At 43.5% G+C, this 15,558-nt stretch carries 13 protein-coding genes; 12 read left to right on the top strand and 1 reads right to left on the bottom strand.

Going from position 1 to position 15,558, the window contains the following annotated elements:
* Positions 1-5 precede the first annotated feature (5 nt).
* The 4 genes from FOC32_RS02690 to FOC32_RS02675 are packed head-to-tail and all read left to right on the top strand — an operon-like array spanning position 6 to position 4,895.
* On the top strand, positions 6-1,502 hold the full coding sequence (locus FOC32_RS02690; RefSeq protein ID WP_175966250.1) for a UDP-N-acetylmuramoyl-L-alanyl-D-glutamate--2,6-diaminopimelate ligase: 1,497 nt from the start codon (positions 6-8) through the stop codon (positions 1,500-1,502).
* 8 nt (positions 1,503-1,510) lie between these two features.
* A complete protein-coding gene (locus tag FOC32_RS02685) occupies positions 1,511-2,914 on the top strand; it encodes a UDP-N-acetylmuramoyl-tripeptide--D-alanyl-D-alanine ligase (protein ID WP_175966248.1) in 1,404 nt (467 codons plus the stop codon).
* Positions 2,915-4,033, top strand: a complete 1,119-nt coding sequence (mraY, locus tag FOC32_RS02680; protein ID WP_175966246.1) for a phospho-N-acetylmuramoyl-pentapeptide-transferase — start codon at positions 2,915-2,917, stop codon at positions 4,031-4,033.
* Positions 4,034-4,091: 58 nt separating this feature from the next.
* Entirely contained in the window at positions 4,092-4,895 is an 804-nt protein-coding gene (locus FOC32_RS02675; RefSeq protein WP_175966244.1) for a putative RNA methyltransferase, read from the top strand.
* 58 nt (positions 4,896-4,953) lie between these two features.
* Here FOC32_RS02675 and ponA read toward each other — a convergent pair whose 3' ends face one another.
* Positions 4,954-7,482 (bottom strand): penicillin-binding protein PBP1a, encoded by a 2,529-nt coding sequence (ponA, locus tag FOC32_RS02670; protein ID WP_175966243.1) that lies wholly within the window; start codon positions 7,480-7,482, stop codon positions 4,954-4,956.
* A gap of 166 nt (positions 7,483-7,648) precedes the next feature.
* On the opposite strand from ponA, the gene FOC32_RS02665 reads away from it, so the two are divergent.
* The 8 genes from FOC32_RS02665 to FOC32_RS02630 are packed head-to-tail and all read left to right on the top strand — an operon-like array spanning position 7,649 to position 15,312.
* Entirely contained in the window at positions 7,649-8,707 is a 1,059-nt protein-coding gene (locus tag FOC32_RS02665; RefSeq protein WP_004787132.1) for a pilus assembly protein PilM, read from the top strand.
* Positions 8,707-9,345, top strand: coding sequence for a PilN domain-containing protein (locus tag FOC32_RS02660; protein ID WP_004787129.1), 639 nt, complete (start codon positions 8,707-8,709; stop codon positions 9,343-9,345). The genes FOC32_RS02665 and FOC32_RS02660 overlap by 1 nt, the downstream gene beginning before the upstream one ends.
* A complete protein-coding gene (locus FOC32_RS02655; protein WP_175966241.1) occupies positions 9,342-10,058 on the top strand; it encodes a type 4a pilus biogenesis protein PilO in 717 nt (238 codons plus the stop codon). Before FOC32_RS02660 ends, FOC32_RS02655 begins: the two co-directional genes overlap by 4 nt.
* Positions 10,058-10,585, top strand: a complete 528-nt coding sequence (locus tag FOC32_RS02650) for a pilus assembly protein PilP (RefSeq protein WP_034169727.1) — start codon at positions 10,058-10,060, stop codon at positions 10,583-10,585. The genes FOC32_RS02655 and FOC32_RS02650 overlap by 1 nt, the downstream gene beginning before the upstream one ends.
* A 16-nt stretch (positions 10,586-10,601) precedes the next feature.
* Positions 10,602-12,767, top strand: a complete 2,166-nt coding sequence (gene pilQ, locus FOC32_RS02645) for a type IV pilus secretin PilQ family protein (RefSeq protein WP_175966239.1) — start codon at positions 10,602-10,604, stop codon at positions 12,765-12,767.
* A 36-nt stretch (positions 12,768-12,803) separates the two neighbouring features.
* Entirely contained in the window at positions 12,804-13,340 is a 537-nt protein-coding gene (aroK, locus tag FOC32_RS02640) for a shikimate kinase AroK (RefSeq protein ID WP_175966238.1), read from the top strand.
* Between the two features lie 28 nt (positions 13,341-13,368).
* Positions 13,369-14,448 carry a 3-dehydroquinate synthase gene (aroB, locus tag FOC32_RS02635; protein ID WP_005233594.1) on the top strand — a complete coding sequence of 360 codons (1,080 nt, stop codon included), beginning with the start codon at positions 13,369-13,371 and terminating at the stop codon, positions 14,446-14,448.
* Between the two features lie 12 nt (positions 14,449-14,460).
* Positions 14,461-15,312 (top strand): hypothetical protein, encoded by an 852-nt coding sequence (locus tag FOC32_RS02630; RefSeq protein ID WP_175966236.1) that lies wholly within the window; start codon positions 14,461-14,463, stop codon positions 15,310-15,312.
* Positions 15,313-15,558: the final 246 nt, after the last annotated feature.

Below are 15,558 nucleotides of genomic sequence, written 5' to 3'. Positions count from 1 at the left end.
GATCAATGTCAATTACATTTCAAGATCTCTACGCCGTTCAAGAACCTGCTGAATGGATGCGACAATCCTTTCAGGGTTTCGAACTGGACAGCCGCAAAGTTAAACTGGGGCAAATTTTTATTGCCCTGACCAGCTTGTCTCAACCTGAAAAAACTGCAGAATATGCCAAGAAAGCCTTGTCATTGGGTGCACTGGCCGTGATTTCAGAACAAGATCTGGATATTGCTCCAGCTTTGGTAGTACCGAATGTCCGTCACTTGATGGGCGAATGGCAGAAGCACTATCTGCAAGCGACTCAGCCAGTCAATACTGCCCGTATTCTGGCCGTAACTGGTACCAATGGTAAAACCACAATTTCCCGTCTGGTTGCTGAGTTGCTGATGCTGCAAGGCAAAGCCTGTGCAGTTATGGGGACTACAGGAAATGGTATTTTGCCGAATCTGGAAGCCTCTTCTCATACCACACTCGATGCCCTGCAATTGCAAAATGCCTTGCATGCCTATGCACAGGCAGGTGCGGAATTTGCCTCAATTGAAGCGAGTTCGCATGGTCTGGAGCAGGGTCGTCTGAATGGTTGTACGATTGAAATTGCGGCTTATAGCAATTTAAGTCGAGATCATCTCGACTATCACGGTACGCTGGAAGCTTATGCAGAAGCCAAATCGCGTTTATTCAGCTTTAAATCTCTGAAAATTGCAGTCATCAATATTGATGACGCACATGCAGAGGTGATGCTGAATGCTGCAAAAACCAATCCAAACCAACCGAAAATTTTGACTTATTCTTTGTCGCAAGCAGCCGATTATCGGGTTCAGGATATCCAGTACAGTATTTCCGGTGCTGACTTTAAACTGATCACTGCACAAGATACATTTACTGTGCATAGTCCTTTGTTGGGTCATTTCAATATCGAAAATTTGGTTGCGAGCCTAGTTGTGGTAGAGCAGGTGGGATTTTCATTAGCCGATTTAATCGCAACTGTGCCTGAGCTGAAAGGTGCACCAGGCCGTATGCAGGTCATTCGTGATGATGAGCGTTTATTTGTCGTGGATTATGCGCATACTCCAGATGCCCTGAATCAGGTCTTGCTTACGCTGAAGCGTCATGTCAGCCAAAAACTCTGGGTTGCTTTTGGCTGTGGCGGTGATCGTGATCGTGGCAAACGTCCGTTGATGACACAGGCTGCACTTGAGGGCGCTGATATTGCAGTGCTGACTTCGGACAACCCACGTACTGAAGATCCAAACCAGATTTTCGCTGACATGAAGCAGGGTGTCGATTTTTCAGACAAAAGCTATCATGAAATTCATGACCGTCGTGAAGCAATTCGCTTTTTAGTCGACCAGGCGCAGCCAGGTGACATTGTAGTGATTGCCGGTAAGGGACACGAAAATTATCAGGAGATTGATGGGGTGCGACATTGGTTTGATGATTTGGTCGAGGTACAGGCCGCGATTGATGCCCAGCATCACAACCGTGATTTAGCATTTCCAGCGCATTAGGATTTTACATGCATACTTCAACAACAAGTACCGTGCCTCTAGAGCCATGGACAATTGAACAGTTACAGCAAGCCACTCATGGTTATTGGCTGAATGATAAAAAACCTGAAGGTCAGATTAAGCGGATTTTAACTGATTCCCGTCATGCCGAAGCAGGGGATGTTTTCCTAGCACTTAAAGGTGAGCGTTTTGATGCACATGACTTTATTGCTCAAGTGGCTGAGAAGGGCTGTGGAATCGCGATTGTCAGCCAACCTGTTGACGCAGATATTTGCCAGCTAGTAGTTGAAGATACTCGTCTGGCATTGGGTCATCTTGGCACTTATCGTCGTCAGCAAAACTCACAGCTTAAAGTCATTGCCTTGACTGGTAGTAGCGGTAAAACCACGACCAAAGAAATGCTGGGTAGTATCCTGTCGCGTTTGGCACCGACTTTAGTCACTCGCGGTAACCTGAATAATGATTTGGGTGTCCCAATGATGTTGCTGGAATTGCGTGCTGAACATCAGTATGCAGTGATGGAACTGGGTGCAAGCCATCAGGGTGAAATTGATTACACTTCCAACCTGGTACAGCCACATGTGGCCGGTATCATTAATATCGGTACCGCACACTTAGGTGAGTTTGGTGGCCGTGATGGGATTTGTCGCGCCAAGTCTGAAATCTATTCGCATATTTTTGAAACTTCGATTGTGCCTGCAGCAGATGATTATGCCGAGCAAATCCGTGCAGCCGTCAAAACCGAGAAAACTTTGAGTTTTGGTCAGGGTGGTGACGTCTATGCAACTGACGTAGAACTACATCCGCAATCTGCGACTTTCACGCTAAATACACCACAAGGTACTAAAACCGTAAATCTACCATTTGCTGGTGAACACAATGTGCAAAACGCAACTGCAGCGGTGGCTTTTTCTTTGGCAATTGGTATTAGTCTGGATGATATCGTGGCTGGCCTTGAACAAGCTGTTGGTGCCAAAGGTCGTTTGAACTTTATACCGCATAAAGATTTTTTATTTATTGATGATACCTACAATGCCAATCCAAGCTCGATGCGTGCAGCGGCTGAAGTTTTAGCGCAGCAGCAGGGCATTCGAGTGATGGTGACCGGCGATATCGGTGAACTGGGTTCATCTGCTGCAATCGAGCATTATAAACTTGGTCGGGATCTGGTATCGGTCAAAGGCATTAATTTTGTGGTGGCTGTGGGTGAATTTGCTCCAGCTGCACAAGAAGGTGCACGTAGTACGCAATATGGTAAGAAAATGCAGGCTTTCCTGAATCAAGAGCAGGCTTTACCGTTTTTAATTGATTTGATTGAAACACATCATCCCCAGCCAATGTCTTTCCTGTTCAAGGGGTCACGTTTTACCCATATGGAAACATTGATGGCTGCATTGATGGAGAAACTCTAAATGCTGTTATGGCTATTTGATCATCTGGCGGGCTTTGATAGCACGTTTCAGGTGGTTCGTTATCTAACTTTACGTGCTTTGCTCAGCGTCTTGACCGCTATGACTATCGGTTTGGTCTTGGGTCCGATCATGATCCGTAAATTGCAGGCACTAAAATATGGTCAGGCAGTAAGTTCGTTTGCTCCTGAGAATCATGCCAAGAAAATGGGTACACCGACTATGGGTGGGGTGTTAATCCTGCTCTCGATCGGGATCTCCACCTTACTGTGGGCAGACCTGACGAATCCTTATGTCTGGATTGTGCTCTCGGTGATGGTGATTTTCGGCGCCGTGGGCTGGGCGGATGACTGGATTAAAATCCGTTATAAGGACAATGCCGGCCTACCTGCACGCAAGAAATTCTTCTGGACATCAGTGGGTTCTTTGGGTGCTGGTATTGCACTGTATGTGATCGCACAGCAGCAACCGAATCCGGTTGTGACTGCCAATATGCTGGATGTGCTGATTCCATTCTTTAAGGATCACACCATTCCATTGTCCGTGATTCCGCTGGGAATTGGCTTCATTATTTTCACTTACTTCGTGATTAATGGTGCATCCAATGCCGTAAATCTGACCGATGGCCTGGATGGTCTGGCGATCATGCCAATTGTTCTGGTTGCAGCAGGTTTAGGGGTATTTGCTTATCTGGCAGGCGATGTACGTTTCGCTAACTACTTACATATTCCTTATGTGAAATATTCTTCCGAACTGGTAGTCATCTGTGCTGCGATGATTGGTGCCGGTCTGGCATTCCTCTGGTATAACGCTCACCCAGCTCAGGTGTTTATGGGTGATGTGGGTGCGTTATCTTTAGGTGCAATGCTGGGTACAATTGCCGTGATGGTGCGTCAGGAAATCGTGTTTGCGATTATGGCAGGTGTATTCTTGGTGGAAGCAATTTCTGTATTCTTGCAGATTGGTTCACTGCGGATGCGTAATAAACGCGTTTTCTTAATGGCACCTTTACATCACCATTATGAAAAGAAAGGCTGGCGTGAAACTCAAGTCGTCATTCGTTTCTGGATTATTACAATTATGCTGGTAGTTTTAGGCCTAATGACCTTAAAATTACGCTAAGAAATGCATTTGAAAAAGTCGGCGCATGCCGGCTTTTTTGTTTTGGAGAAATTAAAAAATGAACTTACTGATGTGTCCTGTTTGTCGTGAGCAGTTACGCTTAAATGAACGTACATGGCGCTGTGACAATCAGCATAGCTATGATATAGCCAAGCAGGGTTATGTGAATCTGCATGTAGTGCAGCATAAACATAGTAAAAATCCGGGTGATACGCCTGAATCTGTGCAGGCACGCCGTGCATTTCTGAGCGCAGGTCACTATGCACCTCTGCAACAGGCTGTGGTCAAGAAAATCTGTGAGCTGCGGATTGAAAATCTGCTCGATATTGGTTGTGGCGAAGGTTATTACACCGATGCCATGCAGGCTGAAGTGATGCAATGTGTCGGTGTAGATATTGCCAAAAATGCAGTTCAGGTTGCAGCTAAACTGAATAAAGAAATTACCTGGGTGGTAGGGACAGGGGCGACCTTGCCGGTATTGGATCAATCCATTGATCTGTGTACCAGCTTATTTAGCCCAATTCCGAAACAGGAAATCTTACGGGTATTAAAGCCAAAATCTTATTTGATGGTGGTAACCCCTGCACCACAACATTTATATGCGATGCGTGAAGCCTTATTTGAGGAAGTAAAAGCACACGAGCCACATAAATTTGTTGAGCAGTTGCAGGATGCATTTAATCTGGTAAGTGAACAGGTGATTGATGCGCCAATGACTTTGGCTCAAGCAGATTTAAAAAACCTGATTACTATGACTCCCTATGCTTATAAAACCAAACCTGAACGCCGTCTGGCACTTGAGCAGCAGGATCAATTCGATTTAATGGCTCAATTCCAGATTTATGTATTTCAGAAGAAATAAATTTAAAATCCAAAAATAAAAAATCCCTCAATAATGAGGGATTTTTTATTGGTTCAGATTATTCAATTTCTTCAATCAAGTTTTCCAAAGGATCCACCACCCGATTTGGCTGTAGTGGCTGGTCTCTTGGCGCTACTCTTTCATCATCCGGTATGCGAATTTCCTGATCAGGTAAATCTTCAAAATCATTGCTTTGTCGTTTAGGTATCACAACCGGAGCAGGTCGATACAGAGGCGTCGCTAAAGGTGGAGACGACGGATCATGCTGTTCTTGCTCACCTTGTACTACTTTATTACGGTTAATTGGCGCCTTGGCATTACGATCCAGGCGAACCCAAGCTTCTGGTGTGCCTTTTAAGGCATTCCCCATAAAGTCGGTCCAGATTGGTAAGGCTGCCACGCCACCATATTCACGGCGACCTAAAGTTTTTGGCTGGTCGAAACCGACCCAGGCAACGGTGACTAGCTTGCCATTAAAACCTGCAAACCAGGCATCTTTGGCATCATTGGTGGTACCGGTTTTACCCCCAATATCGCTACGACCAATTCTTAAAGCAGCACGTCCCGTACCATGCTGAATCACATCACGCAGGATATTAGCCATATCATAAGCAGAGCTAGATTTTAGAATACGTTCTGCCTGACGGTAATTACTGTCTTCAGCCGAGATTTGTGGTGTCTCTGGTTTCTGTGCTAAGGTTTTGTTATTGATTTCAATTGCTTCATCATCAGGAGTGAGCGCGCCTGTTGGTTGAGGGCTTTCTTCCTGAGCATTAATACACGAGATGCAGGCATATTCAGGCTTAGCCTCAAAAATAGTCTTGCCATAGGGATCTTCGATACGCGTAATAAAATGTGGCTGAATCCGATAACCACCATTGGCGAACGTAGCATAACCAGTGGCCATTTGGATTGGTAAAACCTGAGGTGTACCTAGAGCAATGGTGTAGTTACGTGGAATCTGGTTATCCTGTAAGCCAAAATCCATAAATAACTGACGGGTACGCTCAATACCGACGGTTTGTAATAGGCGAACTGAAACCGTGTTACGTGACAGATATAAAGCACGACGTAAAGGAATCATCCCTAAATAACGACCATCCGAATTACGCGGACTCCATTTACCAATAGTAATCGGTGCATCATTGACCATGGTGTGTGGAGTCATACCACGTTCTAAAGCCAGAGCGTAAACGAAGGGTTTAATAGTTGAACCCGGCTGACGCCAGCCTTTGGTCGCACGGTTAAATTTGGATTGATAAAAATTATAACCACCGACAATGGCTTCAATGGCACCATTATTCGGGTTTAATGCAATTAATTGACCCTGTACCTGAGGTGTTTGTACCAGTGCCCAGGAACTTTTATTCTCATTAGGTCTTAAACGAACAATATCTTTAACTTTAACAATCTGTGATGCTCTGCTTGGTGCAGCACCTACACTGTTTGCACTACGATAAGGACGAGCCCAGGACATGCCTGACCAAGGCACAGTTACGGTTGTACCATCCTGCATCAATGCTTCAAAGCTATTATTGTTGACCTTAGTCACTTCAGCAGGGTAAGTGTTGGCATAGACACGGAAATTTTGCAGGGGCTGATCATGAGCCTCAGCACCTCGCCAGCCATGACGACGATCATAAGCTTCTAAACCATCCTGTACCGCCTGTTCAGCATAAGCCTGACGTTCACTGTGGATCGTCGTGTAAACTTTATAGCCTGAATCTATGGCCTGTTCACCAAAATTTTCTACCAGTTCAGAGCGAACCATTTCACCGACGTAGGGAAATTTGTTACGCGTACTGCGGTCAGGCATATCCAGTTTAATCGGTTCAGCAATGGCTTCCTGATATTGGCTTTGATTCAGATAACCCAATTGCAGCATACGACCTAAAATCCAGTTACGACGTTCCAGTGCACGTTTAGGATTGGCCACCGGATTGTAGCGAGAAGGTGCTTTAGGAAGACCGGCGATCATTGCCATTTGCGCAATCGAAAGCTCATCTAAACTTTTGTTGTAATAGATTTTGGCTGCTGCCGCGATGCCGTAAGCATTTTTTCCCAAGAAAATTTTATTGACATATAAAGTCAGAATTTCTTCTTTACTTAAATTCTGTTCTATTTTACGTGCCAGGAAAATTTCAGTTAGCTTACGCTTTAAAGTACGTTCGGGACTTAAATAGTAGTTTTTGGCGACCTGCATGGTAATGGTCGAACCACCAGTCTGTACATCAGAGCCAGTAATGGTTTCACTGACTGCACGTCCTAAACCTTTAAAGCTGATCCCGCTGTGTTCGAAGAAACTAGAATCTTCTGCAGCGAGGAAGGCGTGAATAAATTCTTTCGGAATCTGTTCATAATTCACAGGAACAGAAAGCTTGCCACCATACTCTGCAATGAGCTTATTATCTGAGCTAAAAACTTGTAAAGGCTTTAATAAAGGTGCCTTTTTAAGCGTAGACATTTCAGGCAAAGATGGGGCAATATAGAGATACATGCCATAGAAACCCATCGGAATTGAGATCAAAATAATGATAATGATCAAAAAAAATGGATGAACAAGGCCTGAACAAGATAGCTTTTTCATAACAAGTAAGTTTTAATAAGAGCTAATGGCAAACTAATTACCGGTCAGTATATCCTTTAGATATACATATTGTTAGATGAGTTATTGTATCTGTATAAAATTATAGGCCGGCACAGATTGGTGAGTTTGTTTTTATTGGGGATAAAAAAATAATAGGAATTGTATTGTGCGCAGGTTATATCGTAAGCCAAATAAGGGGTTAATAGGAGTCGATATTAGTTCGACTTCTGTTAAAGTTTTAGAGCTCTCTGTAAAGAACGGTCGGTACTGGGTAGAAAGTTATGCTTTGGTCCCACTACCAGAAAGTAGTGTCGTTGAAAAAAACATTTTAAATCCAGAAGCGGTGGGTGATGCGTTGGGGCGTGCGATTAATTTGGCCAATACCCAGTCCAGTCAGTCAGCTTTTGCGATTCCAACTTCTATGGTCATCACCAAAATCATCGAAATGGATGCCGATATGTCGGATGATGAACGTGAAGTTCAGATTCGTGAAGATGCTGAACAATATATTCCTTTCCCACTTGACGAAGCCAGCTTGGACTTCGAAGTTCTGCCAGACCGTTTAACCAATCCGAACCGGGTCAATGTCCTGTTGGTAGCGACCCGAATAGAAAATGTTGAAGCGCGTTCTGAAGTACTGCAAATTGCCAATCTTAATCCAAAAATTGCAGATGTCGAAAGTTTTGCATTAGAAAATGCATTCAAGGTGTTTTCGGATACCTTACCGATGGGGGTAAATACTGTCGGGATCCTGGATATTGGTCATAGTATGACGACCTTATCCGTCATGCAGAATAACAAGATCATTTATACCCGTGAGCAGGTTTTTGGTGGCAAACAGCTGACTCAGGAAATCCAGAACCGTTATGGATTGTCTTTTGAGGAAGCAGGTCGTGCTAAAAAAACCCGTGCCTTACCGGATGACTATGACATCGAAGTGCTGGAACCTTTTCTAGATGCAGTCGTGCAGCAGGCAGCGCGTTCATTACAGTTCTTCTTCTCTTCATCTCAGTTTAACGAGATTGACCATATTTTATTGGCAGGGGGGAATGCCAATATTCCAGGTCTGGCAAAACTATTACAGCAAAAACTCGGCTACCGGGTCACGATTGCCAATCCGTTCCTGCAAATGGGCTTTTCTCCTCAAATTGATATTAAAAAAATTGAAAATGACGCGTCCTCACTCATGGTTGCATGTGGTTTGGCATTGAGGAGTTTTGATTAATGGCAAAGATTAACTTACTCCCTTGGCGCGATGAGCTAAGAATTAAAAGAAATAATGAATTTGTAGCGATTTGTGCCGGGGCACTTTTTCTAGGATTGGCAGCAGCAGGTTCAACCTGGTTCTATTACGATCAAAAACTTCAGGATCAGGAACAGGCCAATCAGCTGGTGATCAGTACTAACCAGAATCTGGATGTACAGCTGAAAGCATTGGATGGTTTACAAGACCAGCGTAATGCAATTGTTGAACGTATGAAGCTGATTCAGGGTTTACAGACTCAACGGCCGATCGCAGTTCACCTGATTGATGAAATTGTACGGGTCACACCAAGCAATATGTACATTACCAAATTCCAGCGTACCGGCGATAAATTCACCATTGAAGGTAAGGCGGAAAGTCCGAATACAGTGGCTGAATTGCTACGTAATCTGGAGGCTTCTACCTGGTATCGTAATGCATTTATGAATGCTTTCCTGGTTGCTGAAGAACCAAAAGATAAAGCGCCATCATCAGTGATTCCTCGAGTGGAAGAATCTTATGGCAGCTTTACGGTCACGGTTGATCTGGATCAAATCGCTGAGCCAACACTTAAAGAAGGACAAACACCAGTCACAACTACAGCGGAGGCATCATCATGAGTAATGACGGATTCGATGAATTAAGCCAAGACGTAGGGACTGTTCCTAGAAAAAAAATGACAGTTGAAAAGTTCTTTCAACAATTCAATACACTAGATCCAAATAATTATGGTAGCTGGCCATTATCAGTCAAAATTACCTGCTGGATCTTTATTGTTATTCTGGTTTTTATGCTGGGGTATTTCGGGTTTATTCGCGGCAAGATAGAAGCAATTTCACAAGCCAGTGCTCAAGAACAAAACCTGTTAAATGAATTCCGGGAAAAGGAATCCAAGCTGCGTAATTTACAGCAGTATCAGATTCAGTTGCAGGAGATGGAAGCACGTTTTAATCAGCAATTGGAACAATTGCCGAAAGAAACTGAAATTCCTGGTCTGGTTGAAGATATTAACCTGAGTGGAGTGAACTCCGGACTGAAATTCAAAAATATTCGTCTGGAACCTGAAATCAAGCAGGAATTCTTTATTGAACAACCAATCGCTATTGAAGCCACTGGGGATTATCATGCCTTTGGTTCTTTTGTGAGCAGTATTGCAGGACTTTCGCGCATCGTTACACTGCATGACTTCACCATTACAGGGACTGAAAATAAAGAAAAGAAATCTGAAATTCCTGTCATTGATTATGTGGTAAAAGCGAAAACCTATCGTTATGTTGGTAATGCAGATGCTTCATCTACTCCAGCCACAACTGATACGCAGGGAGCTCAGTAATGAATATCATTAAAATTACTTCAGCTTTAACGCTCGGATTTTTATTGGTGGGCTGTGAATCAAGAATTGATGCAGTCAATCAGGAAATGGCCAATATTCGTAATCAACCGCCATTACCGATTGAACCGGCGCCGGATTTTATTCCGACAGAAATGTTTAATTACGCAGCTCATCAGCTGAAAAGTCCTTTCCTGCCAAGCTCTTTAGCAGCCGAATTGAAAATTATGGCAGGTAAGCGAGTTTATCCCAACTTGTCACGCCAATTACAGCCTTTAGAAAGCTATCCACTCGAAACCTTAAGCATGAAAGGTAGTATGCGGAATCAGGCGGGGCAGATTCTGGCTCTAATTCAAACGCCTGATGGGGAAATTGAACGGATACAACGTGGCAGCTATATGGGACTTAATCATGGTCGTGTAACGAGAATTACGCCGACACAGATTGACTTGATTGAGATTATTCCAGATGGCCGTGAGGGATATGTGGAACGTCCACGAAGTCTGGTTTTGATTGGACCAGCGCCATAAGTTTTAAGGAATAAAAATGAATAAGAGTATTAAAGAATTTATTTTTGGGGATGCTAATACAATGAATCATGTGTTTCGTCAGTTTTCTATGGGGGCTGTCGCGATTGCTGTGATGCAAGCAGCGAGTGCGCAGGTTTCAATGACCAATGTGGTACCAATGCAGATTCCTGGACAGGGAACTGAAATCCGAGTGATGTTTAATGGTCTGCCACCTCAGCCTCAAGCCTATCAGCTGGAATCTCCATCACGTCTGATTCTGGATTTTAATGAGGCACAACAAAATCTAAAACAGTCTAGTATTCCAGTTGCGACTGCTGAAGCCAGTTCAGTGGATGTTAGCTCAGATGCACAGCGTTCTCGACTGACGGTGAATCTCGCTAATGCAGGTGCATTTACGACACGTGTGGAAGGCAATACCTTTATTTTAAAAATTAATTCTGCTACTCCAGTTGCTATTGCTCAGCCTGTACAACAGCAGGTCGTTCAAGGGATTACCAATATTGGTTTCCAGCGGGGTGCGCAAGGTGAAGGACTGGTGGTAATTGATCTGGCAGGTCAGAACACACCAGTCGATGTACAGCAGCAGGGAACCAAAGTGATTGTGCGGACTCTGGGCTCCAAGATTCCGGCACATTTGACCCGACGTTTGAATGTGAATGATTTTGCCACGCCTGTTTCAACCGTAGATGCAGTCAACCAGAATGGATCAGGCATGATTACCATTCAGTCTGCGGAAAGCTATGAATATATGGCTTTCCAGACAGATAATAAGCTGACTATCAGTTTGAAGCGTCCAGAAGTTAAAGGGCCTTTACGTCCTAAATCAGTCGCTTATACAGGTAAGAAGATTTCTCTAGATTTTCAGGATATTGAAGTCCGTCGAGTTCTACAGTTATTAGCCGATTTTACCGATATCAATATGGTTGCTGCAGATAGCGTACAGGGTAATATTACCTTACGCCTCAAGGAAGTTCCTTGGGATCAGGCTTTAGATATTGTATTAAAAACCAAAAATCTGGATAAGCGTCGTAATGGTAATGTGATCTGGATTGCACCAGTGGCAGAATTAATTAAGGCTGAAGAGGAAGAAGCTAAGGCCTTAAAGCAAAGTGTTGCACTTGCGCCGATTCAAACTGAATATATGCAGCTCAGTTATGCAAAAGCAGCAGATATTGAAAAACTGATTACTCAAAATAAGAGCGCATCAGGATCAGGGAGTTCGAATGGCACGAGTAACAATGATGATAGAGAAAGTTTATTAAGTTCACGTGGCTCTATCTCTATTGATGCCCGTACCAATACGATTATTGTGAATGATACCCAGCCTTTCATTGATAAAATCCGTAATATGGTCGATCTGCTTGATGTGCAAGTGAAACAGGTGATGGTTGAGGCGCGTATCGTTCGTGCAACTACTGACTTTACCAAAGAAATGGGTGTGAAATGGGGAATCCTGTCTCAAGGGATTACCAATAATAATCACCTTCTTGTGGGGGGGAGTGACACTACCCTATGGGATTTGAGAGACCCTCAGGAAAGTGATCTAGGCGGATTTACCTATGATATTCAGCGCCCAGATAACCTGAATGTAGATTTAGGGGTAACCAGTCAAGGGGCTAGCCGTATTGCTTTTGGCTTAATTAGCCTTTCGGATTTTATGCTGGATCTTGAACTTTCTGCGCTACAGGCAGACGGTTATGGTGAAGTGATTTCTACGCCAAAAGTGCTCACTGCTGACAAGCAAAAAGCGACTGTGGCATCTGGTTCCCAAATTCCTTATCAGTCTTCAGAAGGCGGTGGTGCTAATGCAGTGTCGACTACAGAGTTTATTGATGCAACTTTAAGTTTGGACGTTACACCAAGTATTACGCCAGATGGCAAGGTGCAAATGGAGTTGAATATAACCAGTGACTCACCAGGAAATCCGACACCAACTGGACAGTTAACCATTAATAAAAACCAGATCAATACTAATGTACTGGTTGATAATGGTGAAACAGTGGTGTTAGGTGGTATTTTTGAGCAAGAAACTCGAAATGCGCAAACTAAAGTTCCTTTCTTGGGTGATCTACCTTATTTAGGTCGTTTGTTCCGTAAAGATGTTAAATCAGATAACAAGCGTGAGTTGCTGATTTTTGTTACACCTCGAATTGTTAATGACAGTGTTTCAAGAAATCATTAATATATTTTGAATTTAACAAAATGAATAGGTGACTCCTTGCCAAGCAAAGAGTTTGAAACCCTGCCAAATATCTATTTGGTAGGGCCGATGGGGGCCGGTAAAACAACAGTAGGACGACATTTAGCAGAACTGTTAGGACGAGAATTTCTGGACAGCGATCATGAAATTGAGCGGAAAACAGGGGCTACGATTCCCTGGATCTTCGAAAAAGAGGGTGAAAAGGGTTTTCGTCATCGTGAAACTGTTGTAATTGATGAGTTAACCTCACGTCCACAGTTGGTACTTGCGACTGGTGGTGGTGCAATTACTCAGGCTCCTAATCGGGATTATTTAAAGCAGCGAGGCATCGTTGTTTATCTTTACACTCCAGTTGAAATTCAGCTTCAGCGAACCTATCGCGACAAAAACCGTCCCTTGTTACAAGTCGAAAATCCTGAACAGAAACTCAGAGATTTGCTTGCATTACGGGATCCGTTATACCGGGAAGTCGCACATTACATCATTGAGACCAATCAGGGAGCTGCACGAGATCTGGCGCAGCGTATTCTGAATCTCATCCTTCCAAAAAAATAAGTTCAGTTGAAAAAGTGGTTATCCCCTCATGAAAACCTTATATGTCGAACTCGGTGAACGTCGTTACCCTATTTTTATTGGTAGTAACTTGAATCCTCAGGAATTGCTTGAGTCCTATATTCATGGCAAGCAGGTGATGGTTGTCAGTAATGAGACGGTGGCACCACTCTATCTGGATCGCTATAAGGCTGCATTGAAAAATTTGGGTAAAACTGTGGCGACCTGTATTTTGCCGGATGGTGAGAAATACAAAAATATTGAACATCTAAACCTAATTTTTGATGCATTGCTTGAGGCAGGCTTTAACCGCGACTGTACGGTTCTGGCACTCGGTGGTGGTGTTATTGGAGATATGGCCGGCTTTGCCTCTGCCTGTTTCCAGCGTGGTGTCTATTTTATTCAGGTGCCAACAACGTTACTTTCTCAAGTGGATTCTAGTGTAGGAGGTAAAACCGGCATTAATCATCCACTGGGTAAAAACATGATTGGTGCTTTCCAGCAGCCACAAGTGGTGCTGGCAGATATGTCGCAGCTATCTACGCTGCCAGATCGTGAACTGTCTGCGGGTCTGGCTGAAGTGATCAAATATGCCTTACTCGGAGATGAAGATTTTCTGGTCTGGTTAGAAGCCAATATGGAAGGTCTTATTGCCCGTGATGAGCAATTGCTGGCCGAAGCGGTTTATCGTTCTTGTGCACATAAAGCTCGTATTGTAGCCAATGATGAAAAAGAGCAGGGTGAGCGTGCTTTACTTAATCTCGGTCATACATTCGGTCATGCGATTGAGTCTTATCTGGGTTATGGTAAATGGCTGCACGGAGAAGCGGTAGCCACGGGGATGGTGATGGCAGCAGATTTATCCCATCGCATGGGCTGGATTTCATTAGAAGACCTTGAGCGTACAAAAAAAATCATTTCTCGTGCGCAATTACCTATTGTTTGTCCTAAAATTCCACTTGACGATTTCCTGGCTTATATGGCTCACGACAAGAAAGTTTTAAATGGGCAGCTTCGTCTTGTATTATTGCAGCAACTTGGAAAAGCGATCATTACTCGAAACTTTGATGTCGAGTTGATGCAACAGGCGATTTTAGCTCATCAGGCATAGGTTTAAATTTTTATGACAGCATTACGTACCCCTTGGCAAAAGATTCAGCATTACTTCTGGCTGGTCTGTGGCGTATGCTGTCTATTTGCTGCCTTGGTTTTTTGGGCTATTACCGATACAGATGAAGTGGTAGAAGTAGAGAAGAAGCCGGAAACGGAAGTTGAATTACAGATTCAACCAGAAAAAGTGGCCTCAATGACCCATCTTGGTGCACTTTCTGATGAAGTTAAGCCTCTTGATCTCAATACTCGAATTGTTGTCAATGTTAGTCATGAGCCTGAATTTCGTGGAACCAAATATATTGGTGAAGTAAAAAAACAGCATGCGATTGAGCTATTTCGTGTAGGTAATGAAGCCATTCTAAAAACCTTCCTGAAAAAGCAGCAGGATCGTAAGCCTTTTGTTTATTTAAGGCTTTCAGGTGAGAACCAGCCTGAACAATATGTATTGTTATATGGTTTGTATAAAACCGCAGCAGAAGCTCAACAGGCTTTATCAGCGCTCAATCTGAATCTGCCTAAATCTGTCCAGCCTAAAGTTGTGGCCATGCAACAATATGCGAGCCTGGTCAACAGTATGGGTTCGGAAGAACTGGCAAGTAATCAAAAACTTTATGAAATTCAGTTGAAAAATGTACCTTTACCGAAAGTTGATGAATCCGTACAGATAAGACCGAAAGCTCAGCCTTCAGCCCTTGTAGCCACCCCTAAAGAAAGCACCACAAGTACCACGATTGTTCGACGTGATCAGGAAGGTAATGTAGTGGAGGTACAGAAATCTCAAAGTCATGTCGAAGGAAGTCCGCGCTCATCAAATGGCAATGCTCGACCTCAAGAAAACGAGATTAGTGATCCATTTAACTAGGCCGGTCTAAAATAGCGCACAGACACTTTATCTTTATTATAAATGTGCGCTTTTGGTGCAAAAAATACGCACCATAAATAATCATAATTTTCCTTTTGTAAGCTAAATCTTTGTCATTTGTGTTGTTTTGATTTTTGCTCCTTAAGTTGGCATGAAATTTGCTTTATCGGTGCATGAATTGAATTAATCTCCCTGTTTTGGCGCGAAAATGATTCGATGAATAGGCGTAATTGTCATCTTTGTTGC

The sequence above is a fragment of the Acinetobacter sp. FDAARGOS_724 genome, from assembly GCF_013364475.1.
Taxonomy (GTDB): Bacteria; Pseudomonadota; Gammaproteobacteria; order Pseudomonadales; family Moraxellaceae; genus Acinetobacter; species Acinetobacter variabilis.
This window is presented reverse-complemented; position numbering and strand designations above follow the sequence as displayed.

Excerpts from the sequence above, each read along its gene's own strand:
- FOC32_RS02655 (WP_175966241.1), top strand. The coding sequence starts at position 9,342 with ATGAGTAATGACGGATTCGATGAATTAAGCCAAGACGTAGGGACTGTT.
- FOC32_RS02685 (WP_175966248.1), top strand. The coding sequence starts at position 1,511 with ATGCATACTTCAACAACAAGTACCGTGCCTCTAGAGCCATGGACAATT.
- mraY (WP_175966246.1), top strand. The coding sequence starts at position 2,915 with ATGCTGTTATGGCTATTTGATCATCTGGCGGGCTTTGATAGCACGTTT.
- FOC32_RS02675 (WP_175966244.1), top strand. The coding sequence starts at position 4,092 with ATGAACTTACTGATGTGTCCTGTTTGTCGTGAGCAGTTACGCTTAAAT.
- FOC32_RS02630 (WP_175966236.1), top strand. The coding sequence starts at position 14,461 with ATGACAGCATTACGTACCCCTTGGCAAAAGATTCAGCATTACTTCTGG.
- aroB (WP_005233594.1), top strand. The coding sequence starts at position 13,369 with ATGAAAACCTTATATGTCGAACTCGGTGAACGTCGTTACCCTATTTTT.
- FOC32_RS02690 (WP_175966250.1), top strand. The coding sequence starts at position 6 with ATGTCAATTACATTTCAAGATCTCTACGCCGTTCAAGAACCTGCTGAA.
- FOC32_RS02650 (WP_034169727.1), top strand. The coding sequence starts at position 10,058 with ATGAATATCATTAAAATTACTTCAGCTTTAACGCTCGGATTTTTATTG.
- ponA (WP_175966243.1), bottom strand. The coding sequence starts at position 7,482 with ATGAAAAAGCTATCTTGTTCAGGCCTTGTTCATCCATTTTTTTTGATC.
- pilQ (WP_175966239.1), top strand. The coding sequence starts at position 10,602 with ATGAATAAGAGTATTAAAGAATTTATTTTTGGGGATGCTAATACAATG.
- FOC32_RS02660 (WP_004787129.1), top strand. The coding sequence starts at position 8,707 with ATGGCAAAGATTAACTTACTCCCTTGGCGCGATGAGCTAAGAATTAAA.